Here is a 17,412-nt window from a genome sequence, read left to right on the forward strand (position 1 = left end):
ATTATAGAAGAAGGAGGTGGAGCCCACGCTCGCACCCCTTTTATAGTTACTAGCTTACACTTTATCTTTATCAGAGAAAAGAATTCTATTGCTAACTAATTCTCTTTTAACAACCATTCATCTTCCTGAATGAGCCTGTTCATGATCTGTTTTAGCCAATTCGTGTAGCTGTCATTAGCTTATCACCACATTCAATCTTCCGTGGAAGTTGACCACGTTCATCTGCTTGAAATTGATCTTGATTGGTAATAATCACAGGCGTTTCTATCACATAACCTGCTTCTTTGATGGCTGTCATATCAAAGGAAATCAACTTATCTCCCATAGTGACTTTATCACCTTGAGCTACATAAGTTTCAAAACCTTTTCCTTCTAAATTCACTGTATCCATACCAATATGCATCAATAACTCGACACCTTCATCAGAAACGATTCCTACAGCATGTTTGGTTGGGAAAAGAACTGACACAACTCCATTTACTGGTGCAACAAGTATACCTTCGCTCGGTTCAATCACTACACCTTGTCCCATGACACCTTGTGCAAAAACAGGATCAGTTGCTTGGCTTAATTCTTTCACTTCCCCAGCAAGCGGACTGCTAATTTCCACAAAATCTACTTTTGGAGCAGATTCTTTTGCTTCATCAATCGCTTCAATTTGAGGGGATTTGACACTTTCATCTTCTGCTTTTGTAAACACACCTGTCTTACGGAAGAAGAACGTCAAAATCATTGGTACTGCAATAGCCACCAGCATGACAAATAAGAACGGTAGCATGTATTTCGCTTGAATAGACAAGATACCTGGAATCCCACCGATTCCGATAGCATTTGCTGTAACATTAAATGTTACAGATAAGAGACCTGCAATAGAAGAACCAATCATCCCTGCCACAAATGGATAAACATATTTCACATTAACCCCAAAGAGTGCCGGTTCTGTGACTCCAAGATAGGCAGAAATTGTTGCAGGTAGGGAAATCTGTGCTTCACGTTCACTACGACGATTCATCAGATAATAAGCAAATACAGCTGATCCTTGAGCGATATTTGACAAAGCAATCATTGGCCATAGAGCCGTGCCACCTGTATCGGCAACGAGCTGTGTATCAATAGCATTGGTCATATGGTGCAAACCAGTAATAACAAACGGAGCATAGAGAGCACCAAATATCGCACCAAAGAGCCATTTAACGGGACCAGTCAACCCTGCAAGCACTGCTGTTGACAACCATTGCCCAAGGGTCCAACCGATAGGCCCGAGAACTGTATGAGCCAAAATCAATGCCGGAATTAATGATAAGAAAGGCACAAAAATCATAGATACAACTTCTGGAATCCGTTTCCGCCAGAAAATCTCAAGATAGGAAAGAGACAGACCTGCAAGTAGAGCAGGAATAACTTGTGCTTGGTAACCAATTTTTCTAACTGTAAAGAATCCAAAATCCCAAACCCATTTTTTGGCAATTTCTGAAGCTGGAGTACCAGCTACTGAGTAAGCATTGAGCAATTGCGGAGATACCAAACAGATTCCCAAGACAATTCCAAGAATCTGACTAGTCCCCATTTTACGAGAAACCGACCAAACAATTCCAACTGGTAAAAAGTGGAAAATCGCTTCGCCAGGAAGCCATAAGAAAGAGTTAACACCACTCCAAAACTGTGAAACATCCACAATCGTATTATAAACTGGTGTACCATCTTTAGCAAACTGAGCTACTCCATCAACCATTTTTTGACCTAATGCTTGAATCTGCACTCCTTCAAGAATATTACGAAATCCAAGAATTAACCCCCCAACGATAATGGCTGGAATGATTGGTGTGAAAATTTCTGCTAACATTGACATAACACGCTGCACTGGATTTTGGTTGCTCTTTGCAGCCGCTTTTGCTGCTTCTTTTGAAACACCTTCAATCCCTGATACAGCTGAGAAGTCATTGTAAAAAATTGGAACATCATTTCCAATAATAACCTGAAATTGTCCTGCATTTGTAAAAGTCCCTTTAACAGCTGGAATAGCTTCAATAGCCTTCACATTCGCTTTCTTTTCATCAGCCAGTACAAAACGCATCCGAGTCGCACAATGGCTAACTGCTGAGACATTTGCCTTACCACCAATAGCGTCTAATAACGTTTTGGCATCTTTTTCAAATTTTCCCATTTTCTACGTGGCTAGGTTTGACCTAACACTCTCCTTCTTTTTTCATCATTGTACAATTAATTGATACATTTATTGTAAACGGATTCAAAGATGTCTGCAAGTTGTTTGTATAAAAAAGATTCATTTTTTGATAAAATATATTTAGTTGTATGCTAAAAACCAAACAAGTGAGGGAATTATGAAAAAATATGAACAAATTTTCAAACTCCTAAAACAGGATATTCTAAATGAAACATATCAGATCGATGATTATCTCCCTAGTGAACACGAACTCGTACAAACTTACAAAGTCAGTCGTGACACCGTTCGTAAGTCACTTGACTTACTTCAAAAAGCAGAGCTCATCCAAAAAATAAGAGGACAAGGTTCTAAAGTCATCAAACAAGCACAGATTGATTTTCCTGTCTCCAACCTGACTAGCTACCAAGAACTCGTGCAGCAGCATGGAATAAATTCTAAAACTAATCTCATCCAATTAGAGAAAATTACAGTTGATAAAAAATTATCTAATCTCACTGGTTTTCCTGAATATCGTCTGGTATGGCGAATTGTCCGCCAAAGAGTAGTCGATGATGTCGCTTCTGTTTTAGATATTGATTATCTTGATAAAACTCTTGTCCCTTCCTTAACTAGAGAAATAGCAGAACAATCGATTTATGCTTATTTAGAAGAAGAATTAGGACTGCGCATTGCCTATGCCCAAAAAGAAATTACGATTGATCCAGCTACAAACCGTGACCAAATCTTGATGGATATCGGAACTGACCAGCATGTCGTTTCTGTCAAGTCCAAAGTTTACCTTGCAGATGGACAACAATTTCAATTTACAGATAGTCGTCATAAACTCGAAAAATTCCGTTTTATTGACTTTGCTAAGCGACAAAAATGATAACCACCTTTCAGAAATACCACTTTCACAACTTTAAAAAAACTAAAAGAAGCTGAGATTATTTCTCAACTTCTTTTTCTTCTTCTACTATTTCAGAGACTTCTACTTTGAGTTTTGTCACACGTCCATTTTTCACTTTATCATTGGTTAAAATAAGCTTTTTGCCCTGACTTGCTACTTCATAGCTCAAACGTTCCTGAGCATTTGGTATAGAGCCAACGCCTGTCAAATAATAACCAGCAATAGTGTCAACATCATCACTCTCAAGTTCTACTTCAAAATACTCATTAAAATCATTCAAACTCATGGTACCAAGGACAAAATAAGTATGATCAGAGACCTGATAAACTTCTACTTCAGCTTTATCTGTTTCGTCATCTATCTCACCGACAATTTCTTCCAATAAGTCTTCAAGTGTTACTAAGCCAGACATACCACCATATTCATCTAGCAATATTGCCATTTGATTTTGAGTATTCCGCAACTCTGTTAACAAGTCATCTACAAAAATCGTTTCTGGCACAAAAAGCGGCTCTTGCAAAATCTTTCGCAAGACAATATTATCAAATCCATTGATAAAAGCTTCATTTAATAGGCGCTTAGTATGAATAAGCCCTATAACATTATCCTTATCATCATCATAGACTGGAATTCGTGAAAAGTTCTGCTTCAAAATACTTTCAATAATTTCCTTGGTATCATCATTGATATCCACCATAAAAGCATCAGTACGAGGAACCATCACTTCACGCGCCATCATCTCATCTAGTGAAAAAATTCCTTGCAGCATTTCAATCTCGTCAGCATCCAGGGTTTCTTCACTATTCGTTAGCATATATTCAATCTCATCACGAGTCATTTTCTCATCAGCATCGTCAAAGGTCATTGGCGTTATCCGACTAAGCAGATTAGTGGAGGCTGATAAAAGCCAAACAAAGGGACTGACAATTTTCCCTAAGAAAATGATAACTGGTGCTGTACGAACTGCTAGAGCATCTTTGAGATTCAAAGCAATTCTCTTTGGATATAATTCCCCAAAAACAATAGAAACATAAGTCAAAATAGCAACAGATAAGAAGCTTGCAATCGCTCTTGCTGTCTCAGAATTTCCCATCCAAGAAGCAATTTCCCGACCGAGTGTATTCGCCAAACTAGCTCCTGACAAAATTGTAATCAAAGTAATTCCAACTTGAATGGTGGATAAAAAGTGATTAGGTTTTTCCAAGACTTTCAATAAGCGAATATATTTTGCATCGCCTTCTTCAGCCTTTTGTTCCACACGAGCGCGGTTTAAAGACACCATAGCCATTTCGGCTGCTGAAAAAAAGGCGTTCAATAGCGTTAAAATCAGTAATAATAAAGCTTGCAGTAACAAAGTCTGACTGCTAGGGTCTTCCATGAATATTCTCTCCTCGTATATAAGTAACCTTAATTATAGCATACTTTTCGACTTCTTGCATAGAGAGCGTTAAAAGAAAATTGCTTGGTTAGGATTCTAAATTTTGCAGTACTACTTCCAATCGTGAGATTGCATCAACAGGAAGTGCCGTTTTAGGGTATTTTTGGTTAAACGCAAGCAAAAAATTTAACCGTACCTGCATTCTTTCTCTAAGCAACTGTTTGTAGCAAGCGTCAAACTTTGGAATAGGATAGCCTTCACATTCCATATATTCAAAACCTTCCAACGAGCCAAATGGTTTAAAAATTGCCTCTTGATCAACAATTTTTTCAATAATACTCAGACTAGTCTCTTTTGAAATTCCTTTTCCCATATAAAATCCAGTATTGATGATATAGCAGTCGACACCAGATTCAAAAAGGCTACGAAATTTCCGATAGTCTTCCACCAACGGATATACTCTAAATGGATTAGCATATGGCTCAATCACCAAATCATCATGCTTACCAGTCACATTTTCGGCGTTAGAACGCTTAGTCATCAAAGTACATCCCATCGTAGAAGCCATCAGTGGATCATTGATTTTCACCAAAGGTGGGAGGGAATCATCTTTCATAATCCAAAAAATAGCTTGAATTGGCTCATCAATTCGATCGACCCGATTTGGCGTTGCAAAACGAGACTTGACTGTCCGACCATTTCCGTTTCGAATATCTTCTGTCACTAATTTTTTTAATCCATTGTCATCTAGTGTCACACCACAATTCTGAACGGTCACAAAGAAATCTTGTTCCTTATGTCCAATTGGATAATCATTCGTTTTATCAAAGTAGGATGGTTCCAAAGCAATGGACGAGCCATCTTTTACAGAAATGATAAAGGCATCATCATGCAAAACCTTGATATCGTATTTTCCATTATGTTTGGCATGAGTCAGTATGGACTTCCCTGAACCAGATAAACCAAAGAAGGACGCTACATAGTCTTGTTTCTCAGCTTCTCGTTTGAAAATTTTTAAACCACCATGACACGCCACATAACCATTTCTAGCAGCTGTTGCCCAAGCTAAGGTTAAGGTTGCTTTTTTTAACTCACCAAAGTAATTTAAGCCCAGAATAACAGCACAATTATGCTGAGTATCAAAGTAAACCAGCCCTTTAGGATAATCTAGATGTTTCCATTTTGGATCAAAAAAGACAAATATATCATTTTCATCATACTTTTTAGAAGCTCTCAACCGATTTTTAAATTCTTCATCTAAAATTTGGAAATTTAAAAGCCATGAATACAAATTATTGATTTCATCCTCGGGAACCATGAGATGAGCACAAGCCATAAAAGCTTCATCAAGTCCGACAACTGCATCTGCCTTATAAAATTTTCGATGATGTGCCTGATAGATTGCACTTCGTATAATTGACAGCAACTGCTCATCTTCCTCACTGTCTCTACCAAAAATCCGTCGAGCCTCAGCCGTTCGACCAACAACTGCTCCAGAATTTGTTAATAAAACGCGTGCATAAGAAGGCAATCCCAGTTCCTTTGTATGAATCACAGGCATATCTAGGACAACTGTTCCAGCAGCTGTAGAAGCTAATTGATAGGCTTCTTCCACTGTTTTTATTGCAACAACCTGATTTTCATAAAAAGCTGTTTCAATCATTGCCTTTAAAGGAGAAAAATAAGAAGAATCTCTTCTGATCTCCTGCGGAGAATATTTACGACGTGTTACCATAAGTGTACCTCCTTTATCTTATTAGTTCTATTTTAGCATAAAAATACATTTTTAGTTTTAATAAAACGTATTTAAAAGAAAAAGGAGTAGAACTTTGAACTAAATTTTTGCTACATTTAGTTCGATCCCACTCCTCTAAATTCATTATTAAAACCATTCGGACACAATCCTTCTGACTTTTCTGTTTATTTTTTCAGAACATAAAGTCAGTTACTATCCCACTCTTATTTATTGATAATTCCGTACTCTTCATTTTTCTTTTGCTCCTGTGCTGATCGGTGATTATCATATAAATTTGCTAAGAACTTCGCAATTTCTTTCAAAATAGAATAAATTGGAATCGCTACAATCATCCCAACAATCCCATAAATATTACTTGACAAAAGTAAGAGTACCATAATGGTAATGGGGTGCACCTTCATCACACCACCTACAATCCGTGGATAGAGAATGTTTCCATCAATTTGCTGTACAATCAACATATAAAGAACTGCAATCGCCATTTTTTTCGGATCTGCAATCAAATAAGTGATAATCATCGGAATCAAACCAATGCTCGGTCCCACATAAGGAATAAGATTGGCAATCATAGAAAATATAGCAAAGATCAAAGCGTATTTCAGACCAATGACACTATATCCAATAAATGCTAATGTTCCAATAATAAAAGCATCAATCGAAATTCCACTAATGTAGCGAGCAATCGTTGTGTTTAGACTAGTCAATAATTTAGTGATATTGAGTTTATCTCGCTTCAGAACAGTTCTTTCTAACATAGGAAGTAATTTGTTTCCATCAATCAGGAAATAGACCAAAAAGATAGGTGTCATGATGAGAATCAACAATGTATTCACGACCGCTGAAACGACGCTTCCCAGACTATTAGTGACACTATTTAAAATATTTTGCAAAATATCTACATAAGACAAATTTAATTGCTTAATCATAGATTGGACATTTATATTTTGAAAGAGAGAATGCCGCGACAGCTGATTAACCCAATTTTGCAATTCTCCATAAACATTTTGACTAGAAGAAATCAGGCTCGTCAACTGCGTAATTAAAATGGGTAAAAGATAAATAATGCCTAAAGCGATAATTCCAAACAAAAGCACTAAGGTAATTAAAATACCAAAAATCCGTTTAATTTTCAGTTCTTTTTCTAAAAATTTCACTAAGGGATTGGTGACATAATATAAAAAACCTGCGATTAGAAAAGGAATTAACACCGTATTTAAAACACTTACAAAAGGGGAAATCAGACCTTCCATTTGTCGCCAGATAAAAAAGATAATTGTCAGTAGTAATACTTCTGTTGTCCAAAAAAATAACTTACTTTTATGAAACATACTGTTCCTCCTCTCAGCTATTCTACCATATTTTCTAAGAAAAATGAGTGCTTTTCTAAAAATGACTCAAATTATTTTTAAGAAGATGTACTTTTATTCCATAGTTTGAAAAAATATTTTATTTTTCTTTCTTGCGTATATATCATAGTGACATGGATTCAGAATTCTAAGATAAAGGGTTCGCTAACAACTTCAGATTCAAATTTTTCATACAAACCAACAACCTATTCTTGCGCCATCCAGCACTCTCTTCTTTTATTAGAAAGAATTATCAATTCAATTATACATTGAGCTTTTTATGAACTATCGTTATTCTTTCATCAAATGGACATGGTTTGTCTCAAAAATTATAATGAATCATAAGCATAAAGTCGGCCAATACAATTCAGATGATTATTAACCTCTTTCTTATCGTTATCTACATTGTCGCACACAAAAGACTGAATCAGTCTCAACTTTCCTCTATAGCAAAAATTAATAAAGCAGCACTGAGACATTTCCTTAAAAAATGAATGAAAAAAAGGATTTACCGTAAAGAAAATAAACTCTCCAAACTAGAAATTTAAAGCGCTTTCCCTATGACAAAGAGAGCCCTACTCTACAACTGATTGATTGGATTTGAAACGATTTCTATTTAGTCTGTTACGAAAGATCTGACTCCTTCTGAACTCTTCCAATTAGGGATTATTTTTAAGAAATTAGAAAATTCTCAATGAAATCAATATAATATGCATCAGCTGTAATTGCAGCTTTAAAAACAAAAAAAGCTGAGACAAAAGAATGAACGGCACCCCAAAATTTTATGTCTAACTTTTAGAGTACCGTTCAAAAGAGTTCAGCTTTCTTTATTTCTATAATTATAATTACAAGATGCAGTGATTGAGTAGGATCTAATACGTTGATAAATCAACTTTTACAGCCCTACTCAACTGTGCGAAGCAGGACAACGAAATCCAGTTTCTATGAGAATCTTGATTTCTGTCCAACTCATTTGTAATTATTTATTTTCAAATCCTTCTGCAAGCACTTGCGCAAAATGTTCTTCAACGATTTCTGCACAGTGGTCACAAATAACTGCATGATAACTGCGTTCTTTGACTGTTTCATCTACTCGACGGCAACGTTCACAAACTTGACCAGCTGCGCGCTCAACCGTAAAAGCTACATCCTCGAAAGCAACCGCATTTTCCGGAGCTATTTCATCTGCAATTGTTAATTCGGAAACAATGAGAAGTTGAGCAACATCACTATTAATCGCTTCAAGCAATGTTCTCACTACTTCATTTGGATAAACCGTTAAATGAGCTTCCAAGGATTTTCCAATAACCTTTTCATTACGTGCTTCTTCCAAAGCTTTCTGAGCTTGACTGCGGAAGTTCATAAAGGTTGTCCAAGTATCCAATAGTTCTTCCTCATTAGGGAAAGTCTGTGCGTCTGGTAATTCTGCTAACTGAACAAACTCTTCTGGCTCGTGATCCAAGTAAGACCAAATTTCTTCTGCTGTATGTGGAAGAATAGGAGTCAATAATTTTGTAATGTTTACTAGAATATCATAAAAGACGGTTTGCATTTGACGACGTTCTAATGATTTTGCTGCTTCAATGTAAACAACATCTTTTGCAAAATCAAGATAGAAAGCTGATAAATCAACTGTCACAAAGTTTACAATCGCTTTGTAAATATCTAAAAATTCAAAGTCCGCATAAGCTTTACGAATGGTCTTAATAAGTTGATTAAAACGAACAGTCATATATTTATCAACGGATCGAAGATCATCGTAAGCAACAGTATCTTCTTTCGGATTGAAGTCAGATGTATTGGCAATCAAGAAACGGAGGGTATTGCGAATCTTACGGTAAGTTTCAGAAACTTGGCTCAAAATATCCATAGAGATACGAACGTCGTTACTGGAGTCTACACTCGTTACCCAGAGCCGCAAGATTTCCGCACCAAATTGTTTTTCAACATCACTTGGAGCAATCGTGTTGCCGAGAGACTTCGACATTTTCTCGCCTTTACCGTCCAAAGCAAATCCTTGTGAAAGAATTTGTTTGTAAGGGGCTACACCATGGTTGGCAACCGATGTGATAAGTGATGAGTTGAACCAACCACGATACTGGTCTGACCCTTCAAGATAAAGGTCAGCAGGATAAGTCAATTCAGGACGATTGACCACCACACCATTCCAAGAAGAACCTGAATCAAACCACACATCCATAATATCTGTTTCTTTAGTGAATATACCATTCGGTGATCCTGGATGAGTAAATCCTTCTGGAAGTAAGTCTTTCGCTTCCCGTTGCCACCAAACAATCGAACCATGAACAGCGAAAAGTTCCGCCACATGCTCAATCGTTTCTTCTGTCATAATCGGTGTCCCATCCTCCGCATAGAAGATTGGAAGTGGCACTCCCCAAGCACGTTGACGAGAGATAACCCAGTCGCCACGGTCACGAATCATATTATAGAGACGTACCTTCCCCCATTCTGAATGGAATTTAACCTTGTCAATCTCATCCAGGATTTCTTGACGGAATTTTGATACAGATGCAAACCACTGTGGTACGGCACGCCAGATGATTGGTTTTTTCGTACGCCAGTCAAATGGGTAAGAGTGAGAGATTTCTTCTTGAGCAAGGAGCAAGTCACCAAGTTTCTCAATAACAGTTGGTGCAACCTTGTCATAGAATTGGCCTTCAAAGTCAGGACCAGCATTTTCCATCATGATACCGCGTTCATTAACAGTGACAAACACTTCCAAGCCATTGGCAACACCGACATTATAGTCGTCCTCACCAAAGCCTGGTGCTGTATGGACAATACCAGTACCAGAATCTGTTGTAACATGGTCACCAAGGATGACAAGTTCTTCTACTTCAATATCCCACGGGTGTTCCGTCACGATGTGGTTCAACTCTTGACCACGGTAAGTAGCCAACACTTGAACATCAATCCAGCCAAATTTCTCAGATAAGCTATTTAACAATTCAGACGCTACAATAAACTTGCGAGTTTCACCTGCTGGCTGTACCAAAACATAATCAATATCTGCACCCACTGTCAACCCACGAGAAGCTGTGACAGTGAATGGAGTTGTTGTCCATACGACAATGTAAGTATCTGTGTCTAGAACGCCTTTTCCATCTTTGACTTTGTTGGCGTAGTAAAGTGAAGTTGAAACCAAATCATGGTATTCAATCTCTGCTTCAGCCAGGGCTGATTCAGATGACCAAGACCAGTAAACTGGTTTCGCACCACGATAGATATAGCCTTTTTTCGCCATTTCTCCAAAAACACGAATTTGAGCAGCTTCATAATCTGGAGTCAAGGTAACATATGGATGTTCCCAGTCACCTGAGACACCTAGGCGTTTGAAATCTTCACGTTGTTTATCCACTTGACTCAGTGCATAATCACGACAAAGCTTTAAATATTCCGCCAAATCCATTTCTTTTCGTTTCACACCTTGTTTTGCCAGGACTTGCTCAATTGGAAGGCCATGAGTATCCCAACCTGGAATGTAAGGTGCATAATAGCCAGACATTGATTTTGAACGCACAATAATATCTTTTGAGATCTTATTCATAGCATGACCAACATGGATATTTCCGTTTGCATACGGAGGTCCATCATGAAGTGTGAAATGCGGTTTCCCTTCATTCAATTCTTGACGGCGTTGATACAACTTTGCATCTTCCCATTCTTTTTGCCAAACAGGTTCTTTATTCGGTAAACCAGCACGCATTGGAAAAGCTGTTTTTCCAAGATTAAGAGTTTCCTTTAATTTCATAAGTTCTCCTTTTTCATATTAGTAACATATTAAAATAAAAAAACCACAAATTCATCCAAAGGACGAAAATTCGTGGTACCACCTTCATTCAGATAAAAACAATAGTCCTTATCCCTCTTACTCGTAACGTGAGTCAACCGTTAAATCTTACTATTTTCAGACCTAAGTTTGTAAAATGATAATCCCAACAAAAGGAATTACAGGTCTCTCACCATCACCTGCTCGCTGCGAATATTTTGTCAGTATCTTGTTTTTACTTTTTTTCTTATAAAATATCTACAGGTTCTGTCGAAGCCTCATCATTGGTTAGATTCAGACCTAAAACAGACTCATCTAAGGTTTCAAATGCTTGTGCATCTGTCAATTCACGATTTGCCTCTTCAATACGTCTTTGCAACTCTTCCATTTCTTCTGGAGAGAATTGACGTGTCACGTCTGCTTCATCTTCTTCTGGGGTTGTCACGACCTCACCTAAGGCAGACTGAACAACTTCTTTAAAGGCTTCATCGCTTGTCTGCAAATACGTAGCTGTTGGACGAAGAATTTCTTCCCATTCTGAAGAATTCACAATGCTTAGTTGACTTTCAATGGTTGATTTTAACCGTTGATGGAAGACCCGTGTCTTATTCTTCAACTCTTCTGTTTCAATAGCCACTTTCTTAGCATTATCTGTCGCTTGACGAAGAATTTCATTAGCCTTGTATTTTGCTTCATCCAACAAATGTTGGGCTGCTTGTTCAGCCTTGTGAACAATATTTTCAGAACGATCACTCGCCGCTTGTTTGACACGTTCTGCCGTATCTTGCGCAATCAATACAGACTGACTAAGGGAATCCTTCATCTCATCAAAATAGGTTAAGCGTTCTTCTAGATTTTTAATTTTTGACTCTTGTTCATGATTGATACGAACTAGATCTTCATAATCTTGGACAATGATGTCAAGAAATTCATCCACTTCATCAATATCATATCCTCTAAATTTATGAGCAAAAGCTTTATCTTTAATTTCTAATGATGTAATAGCCATTTTTTCTCCTTATTTACTAGATAATAATTCAACAGTCAATTTATACTTTCCGTTTTTTGAAAAACCATTTTCTCTTAAAACTCTTACTCTCCCATATCCTCGTACACTAATCAAGTCATTTAACATCAAATGATGGCTAGGATTATCCACTATAGAATAATTTACCTTGACTTGCTTTGTTACGATCAGACGAACTGCAACGCTTCGTGATAAACGAAATGAGACAGCCACTACCTTATCCAAACGCATACTAGAAACAAGTACATCTATTAGTTTCGAATCTATCTGAGTGGCTATTTGTTGCGAAAAATCAACTTGTTTTAATTTTACAGGTGTTTTTGCTATCTTTGAGATGTGATCAATAAAGAATTGAGTAAATTTCCTATCTACCATCAATTGGGCTCTACCAGAAGCAACAAGAATATCACCAAAAACCTTACGCTCAATTCCTAATTGATTCAATAACGTTCCCATTATCTGCGAGTGGGTCAGCTGGTAAAATTTATTCGCATAATTGATTTCTAATAGATCCATTTCAAAATCACTTAATTGCAACTCATAGTAGAGAGGAGCAATAATAACTTTAGCAAATTCACTTGTATAAAAATCCGAGCTTGAAAATATTTGCAATTGCAAATGATTTCCAAGATTTCGTAAAATCTCAACTTGATGTGGATTTACAAACGAAGTTACTTCAAAAGCATAAGAATCTTCAACTCGCTGCATCTGTTCTAAACTTTTATCAACAAATTCACGATCTTCTTCTATAAAATGTTGATATAAATGTTTTGTATTCTTCATGAATCAAGCTAAAAGCAAAAGGGCATTCAAAATGATGCCGGAAACAAAATTCAGAAGAAAAATAACGACAAGAACTGTCCAATCAATTCCAGCGAACTGTAAGTTAAAACGTTGGAATGGTTTTAAAACAGGCTCCACTATTCGCAAGATCAACTGACCAAATGAAGTTTGATAGGCACCCGGAAACCATGATAAGAGAGCATACACTACTAAAATGAATGAATACAATCTTACTAAATTATAAAGTATATTTACGATCCAAACCATGTTGTTATCTACGCTTCATATCAAAATCAAATTCGCCATTTTGCAAATCATCTGGTAATTTTAAGTCCTCGACATTTACAACGACATTAATTGGCGTTAAGAGATACATTGTACTCGCAACTTTTTTTATGCTTCCCGCAAGCACATAACGAGCACCATCCAAATAATCCAAGCAACGACGAGCTTGCACTTCTGTCATATACTGAAAGTCAATCAAAATACTCTCATTAACAATTAACAAATCAACAATTTCAGTTGTTTCTTCATATTTTCTTGGATAGCGAACATTGATTGTCACTTTATCATCTGAAATTGTTCGATGTTGTGCCAACTCTTGCTGGCGCGCATGAAGACGAGTGATGTTCTCATTTCTTCCTGACTTTGTAGAAGATTGTGCAGAACTACTCGCTGTATGTACTGTTCTTTCTTGGGTAGGTGTTACAGATTGATTGCTCACACGCGGCGGCAACTCTGGCGTTTGAACGCTTGCGTCTTCACCATCTTCTGTAAAGTAATCAATGAATTTATCAAATCTATCTTTAAGAGACATAATACTTTCCTATTTAAAAAATGCGGTACCAATTCTGACAAAAGTCGAACCATTTGCAATGGCTATTGCATAATCGCGGCTCATTCCCATACTTAAATCAGTAAAAGGCATATTGGATATTTGTTTACGTTGTAATCTTTTTTGTAATTGATTGGCTTGTTGGAAAATAGCATTTAATTCAGCCTCATTCGCTTCAAATGGTGCCATTGTCATCAAACCAACAATCTGAATCTTTTCAAGTTTTTCTAGCTCAGGTAAAATAGTAGCAATTTCCTCTACAGTAAAACCGTGTTTACTAGCTTCTTTGGAAATATTTACTTGTAAAAAGCACTTAATAATATGTTCTGCTCTTTTGTTGATTTCTTGAGCTAATTTTACTGAATCCAAGGCATGGAAATAGTCTACATAGTTAATGACATCTTTCACTTTTCGCCTTTGGAGTGTACCAATTAAGTGCCAAGTTACCTGTTCATCTTTTAGAGCCTGATATTTATCTAGAAACTTATCTACTCGATTTTCACCAATATGATGAATTCCTGCTTTAATCAGTTCTTTAGCAGTAGAGCTGTCAACATATTTGGTGACAGCTATTACTTCTACTGATTTTTCTGAGCGATTAACTTGTTGTGTAACCTGTGCTACATTCTCCAAAATTTGAGATGTATTCTTTTCTAAATCCATTTTAACGGTTTTTAAAGAATGGTGGTGTTTCTAATTCATCGTCATCAGAACTAGTATCTTCATAACGTTCTACAGCTGGTGCAGTATTCGTTTCTGTTGACCGAACAATATTTTCACGACGCAAATCCCAATCACCAAATGCTGAAACTTTTGGGCTTTCTGCTCGTTGATGGCTTGGCTTTGGTACTTCAAGATTTTCGGTCAAGTCAAAGTTGCGATCGTAGCCTTGAGTTCCTCGAGAATTACGATTTTCACGAATTGCAGTTGAATAAGAATTTTGTTGAGCAACTGGACGAACACCACTCACTCGATCAATTTGTTCTTGACGAACACCCGTTGCAACAACTGTTACACGAATTTCATCTTTCATACTGTCATCAATAGATGTTCCTAGCCAGATATTCACACCATGACCAGCTGCTTGATTAACAATTTCTGATGCTTCTTCTGCTTCAATCAGCGTCATATCAATGCCACCCGTAACGTTAATGATGACATCTTCAGCTCCATCAATCGTTGTTTCAAGAAGGGGTGAATAAATAGCCTTACGTGCAGCTTCAATAACACGTTCTTCACCATTACCAATCCCGATTCCCATAAGAGCATCACCTTTATTTGCCATAACGGTTTTCACGTCGGCAAAATCAAGATTGATAAGTCCCGGACTTGTAATCAAGTCTGTAATTCCTTGTACACCTTGACGAAGGACATTGTCCGCTTCGCTCAAAGCTTCAAGAAGAGGAGTTTTCTTATCAACAATTTCAAGCAAATTATTGTTTGAAATGATAAGAAGCGTATCTACATGCTCACGAAGTTCGTTGATCCCTTCAATCGCAAAGTTACCACGTTTACTTCCTTCAAATCCAAATGGACGAGTAACAACTGCAACAGTCAAAGCGCCAAGACCTTTTGCAATACGAGCAATTACTGGTGCAGCACCTGTACCAGAACCACCACCCATACCAGCAGTGATAAAGACCATATCTGCTCCTGTGAGAGCTTCTGTCAATACTTCTTCGCTCTCTTCAGCTGCCTTACGACCAATTTCAGGCTGCCCGCCAGCACCAAGACCACGAGTCAATTTTGGTCCAAGCTGAATAACCGTTTCTGCTTTCGAGCCAGTAAGAGCTTGTACATCTGTATTGGCAGCGATAAATTCAACACCCGATACCCCTTCATCAATCATCCGGTTAATGGCATTACCGCCACCACCACCGATACCAATAACTTTAATCACTGCTCCTTGTGCTGCAGCTGTATCAAATGAAAATGTCATAATGTATTACTTCTCCTTTAATCAAACATATTACCAAGTAGATTTCGAACACGATCTGTCAATTTTTCTTTTGGTTGTTGAGATTGTGTTGGAAGTGGTTCAGGACGTTCAACTTGTTCTTCTGTTTCATCAACCAAGGCCGGAGTTGGTTGTTGCGGTTGCGTAAATCGTTGCAATGGATTGAACGACTGACTTTGTTGCATTGAACGAGAAAATTCAACTGGCTGATGTCGCAGGAGCTCATCCCCATGAACGGCAGCCTGTGCTAGAACATCCACTTCAGATAAGTTTCCCGCATATTCTGACAAGCTAATGACATGAGCAAAAGCTGGATTGCGGATACCGATTTGATTTGGTACGTATAGTTTAACAGGAACACCGAAAACTTCTTGTGCTAATTCTACCACACCTGGCAAAATGGCACCACCACCGATAATAACAATTCCACCTGGCAAATCTAATAAGTGCCTTCTCTCTAAATCTTGTTTGGCTTGTTCGAAGATATGTTTAACGCGTGCTGAAATAATTTCTGCTAAATAACGCTCTGTTACTTCAACTGGCTCCACTTCCCCAATCACTTCCACTTGGAAAGTCTCATTGCTAGCAGCTGGTACATAAACTTCTCCGTAGTTAAACTTCAAACTCTCTGCCAGCTTCTTAGAAGTTTTTAAAACTTTTGAAATGTCTTTTGTGACATATTCGCCACCTTCTTGATAAATGTTTGTGAATTGTAGCTCTTGGTTGCGGACAGAGGCAACAGTTGTTTGCCCACCACCCATATCAATAACAGTCGCACCAAATTCACGCTCACCTTCATTTAAAACAGACTTGGTCATAGCAAGTGGAGAAATAATAATATTTTCTACCTGAACCCCAGCACGCTCAACTGTTTTTCGTAAATTGTGAAGAATGGTACGTGGTCCTGTATAGAGAAGTCCACGCATTTCTAAACGAATCCCCATCATTCCTCGAGGATCACGAATACCTTGGAAGCCATCTACAATGAATTCTTCAGGAATAAACGTAATGACTTCGCGGTCTGGGGTCATGCTTTTTGTCAAAGCAGATCTTACAACATTTTCAACATCTGCATCTGTAATTTCTTTTGTTTCACTTGTTACAGGAATCATACCTTGCGTTGGTTCAATCTGCAACAAGTTAGCAGGCAAGCCAACGTTCACCAACTTAATTGAAATCCCTGCTTTTTCCTCAGCTTGCGAAATTGCAGATTTTATAGCACTTGCTGCTGCCTCTATATCTACAATGATACCATCTTTTACGCCAGCACTTTTCGCATTACTGACTCCAATTACGTTCAATTCATTGTTTACGTGTTCTGCTACCAAGACCTTAATGGAGCTTGTTCCGATATCTAATCCTGTAAAAAAGCCATCTCTAGCCATTAGACCATTCCTCTCTGTCTACCAAGTTTCTCACTTATCAATTTAACTATCAAAAAAGTATAGTTATTCAAAGCATATTAT

Annotated in this window: 13 protein-coding genes; 1 reads left to right on the forward strand and 12 read right to left on the reverse strand. The window is 37.6% G+C overall.

Features of this window, described 5'->3' with window-relative positions; translation table 11 throughout:
• Positions 1-151: 151 nt before the first annotated feature.
• On the reverse strand, positions 152-2,164 hold the full coding sequence (gene treP / locus PCY10_RS05000) for a PTS system trehalose-specific EIIBC component (protein WP_021003016.1): 2,013 nt from the start codon (positions 2,162-2,164) through the stop codon (positions 152-154).
• Between the two features lie 178 nt (positions 2,165-2,342).
• Between treP and treR the strand changes: the two genes are divergently transcribed.
• The gene (gene treR / locus PCY10_RS05005; protein ID WP_301558931.1) at positions 2,343-3,053 is read left to right on the forward strand and encodes a trehalose operon repressor; all 711 of its coding nucleotides are present in this window, start codon (positions 2,343-2,345) and stop codon (positions 3,051-3,053) included.
• A 58-nt stretch (positions 3,054-3,111) separates the two neighbouring features.
• Here the strand turns inward: treR and PCY10_RS05010 are convergent, their stop codons facing one another.
• The 11 genes from PCY10_RS05010 to ftsA form a co-directional block, all read right to left on the reverse strand.
• The gene (locus tag PCY10_RS05010) at positions 3,112-4,452 is read right to left on the reverse strand and encodes a hemolysin family protein (RefSeq protein WP_003078229.1); all 1,341 of its coding nucleotides are present in this window, start codon (positions 4,450-4,452) and stop codon (positions 3,112-3,114) included.
• An 88-nt stretch (positions 4,453-4,540) separates the two neighbouring features.
• Positions 4,541-6,187, reverse strand: a complete 1,647-nt coding sequence (locus tag PCY10_RS05015) for a phosphoenolpyruvate carboxykinase (ATP) (protein WP_301558932.1) — start codon at positions 6,185-6,187, stop codon at positions 4,541-4,543.
• Between the two features lie 224 nt (positions 6,188-6,411).
• The gene (locus PCY10_RS05020; RefSeq protein WP_003073569.1) at positions 6,412-7,536 is read right to left on the reverse strand and encodes an AI-2E family transporter; all 1,125 of its coding nucleotides are present in this window, start codon (positions 7,534-7,536) and stop codon (positions 6,412-6,414) included.
• Positions 7,537-8,533: 997 nt separating this feature from the next.
• Positions 8,534-11,326: an isoleucine--tRNA ligase gene (gene ileS, locus PCY10_RS05025; RefSeq protein WP_021003019.1), complete on the reverse strand. Its 2,793-nt coding sequence runs from the start codon at positions 11,324-11,326 to the stop codon at positions 8,534-8,536.
• A 265-nt stretch (positions 11,327-11,591) separates the two neighbouring features.
• Positions 11,592-12,353 carry a DivIVA domain-containing protein gene (locus tag PCY10_RS05030; protein WP_021003020.1) on the reverse strand — a complete coding sequence of 254 codons (762 nt, stop codon included), beginning with the start codon at positions 12,351-12,353 and terminating at the stop codon, positions 11,592-11,594.
• Positions 12,354-12,362: 9 nt separating this feature from the next.
• Positions 12,363-13,154, reverse strand: coding sequence for a YlmH/Sll1252 family protein (locus tag PCY10_RS05035; protein WP_021003021.1), 792 nt, complete (start codon positions 13,152-13,154; stop codon positions 12,363-12,365).
• Positions 13,155-13,157: 3 nt separating this feature from the next.
• Positions 13,158-13,421 carry a YggT family protein gene (locus PCY10_RS05040; RefSeq protein ID WP_003033872.1) on the reverse strand — a complete coding sequence of 88 codons (264 nt, stop codon included), beginning with the start codon at positions 13,419-13,421 and terminating at the stop codon, positions 13,158-13,160.
• 4 nt (positions 13,422-13,425) lie between these two features.
• The gene (locus tag PCY10_RS05045; protein WP_021003022.1) at positions 13,426-13,971 is read right to left on the reverse strand and encodes a cell division protein SepF; all 546 of its coding nucleotides are present in this window, start codon (positions 13,969-13,971) and stop codon (positions 13,426-13,428) included.
• A gap of 9 nt (positions 13,972-13,980) precedes the next feature.
• Positions 13,981-14,652: a YggS family pyridoxal phosphate-dependent enzyme gene (locus PCY10_RS05050; protein ID WP_020998959.1), complete on the reverse strand. Its 672-nt coding sequence runs from the start codon at positions 14,650-14,652 to the stop codon at positions 13,981-13,983.
• A gap of 1 nt (position 14,653) precedes the next feature.
• Positions 14,654-15,928, reverse strand: coding sequence for a cell division protein FtsZ (ftsZ, locus tag PCY10_RS05055; protein WP_003073584.1), 1,275 nt, complete (start codon positions 15,926-15,928; stop codon positions 14,654-14,656).
• Between the two features lie 17 nt (positions 15,929-15,945).
• On the reverse strand, positions 15,946-17,331 hold the full coding sequence (gene ftsA, locus PCY10_RS05060) for a cell division protein FtsA (protein ID WP_003073587.1): 1,386 nt from the start codon (positions 17,329-17,331) through the stop codon (positions 15,946-15,948).
• Positions 17,332-17,412: the final 81 nt, after the last annotated feature.

The sequence above is a fragment of the Streptococcus sp. SI1 genome (assembly GCF_030439945.1).
Lineage (GTDB): Bacteria > Bacillota > Bacilli > Lactobacillales > Streptococcaceae > Streptococcus > Streptococcus intermedius.

What these genes read in the sequence shown, in the direction of transcription:
- ileS (WP_021003019.1), bottom strand. Translation starts at nt 11,326, where the DNA reads ATGAAATTAAAGGAAACTCTTAATCTTGGAAAAACAGCTTTTCCAATG.
- PCY10_RS05015 (WP_301558932.1), bottom strand. Translation starts at nt 6,187, where the DNA reads ATGGTAACACGTCGTAAATATTCTCCGCAGGAGATCAGAAGAGATTCT.
- PCY10_RS05030 (WP_021003020.1), bottom strand. Translation starts at nt 12,353, where the DNA reads ATGGCTATTACATCATTAGAAATTAAAGATAAAGCTTTTGCTCATAAA.
- PCY10_RS05050 (WP_020998959.1), bottom strand. Translation starts at nt 14,652, where the DNA reads ATGGATTTAGAAAAGAATACATCTCAAATTTTGGAGAATGTAGCACAG.
- treR (WP_301558931.1), top strand. Translation starts at nt 2,343, where the DNA reads ATGAAAAAATATGAACAAATTTTCAAACTCCTAAAACAGGATATTCTA.
- treP (WP_021003016.1), bottom strand. Translation starts at nt 2,164, where the DNA reads ATGGGAAAATTTGAAAAAGATGCCAAAACGTTATTAGACGCTATTGGT.
- PCY10_RS05040 (WP_003033872.1), bottom strand. Translation starts at nt 13,421, where the DNA reads ATGGTTTGGATCGTAAATATACTTTATAATTTAGTAAGATTGTATTCA.
- PCY10_RS05020 (WP_003073569.1), bottom strand. Translation starts at nt 7,536, where the DNA reads ATGTTTCATAAAAGTAAGTTATTTTTTTGGACAACAGAAGTATTACTA.
- ftsA (WP_003073587.1), bottom strand. Translation starts at nt 17,331, where the DNA reads ATGGCTAGAGATGGCTTTTTTACAGGATTAGATATCGGAACAAGCTCC.
- PCY10_RS05045 (WP_021003022.1), bottom strand. Translation starts at nt 13,971, where the DNA reads ATGTCTCTTAAAGATAGATTTGATAAATTCATTGATTACTTTACAGAA.
- ftsZ (WP_003073584.1), bottom strand. Translation starts at nt 15,928, where the DNA reads ATGACATTTTCATTTGATACAGCTGCAGCACAAGGAGCAGTGATTAAA.
- PCY10_RS05035 (WP_021003021.1), bottom strand. Translation starts at nt 13,154, where the DNA reads ATGAAGAATACAAAACATTTATATCAACATTTTATAGAAGAAGATCGT.
- PCY10_RS05010 (WP_003078229.1), bottom strand. Translation starts at nt 4,452, where the DNA reads ATGGAAGACCCTAGCAGTCAGACTTTGTTACTGCAAGCTTTATTATTA.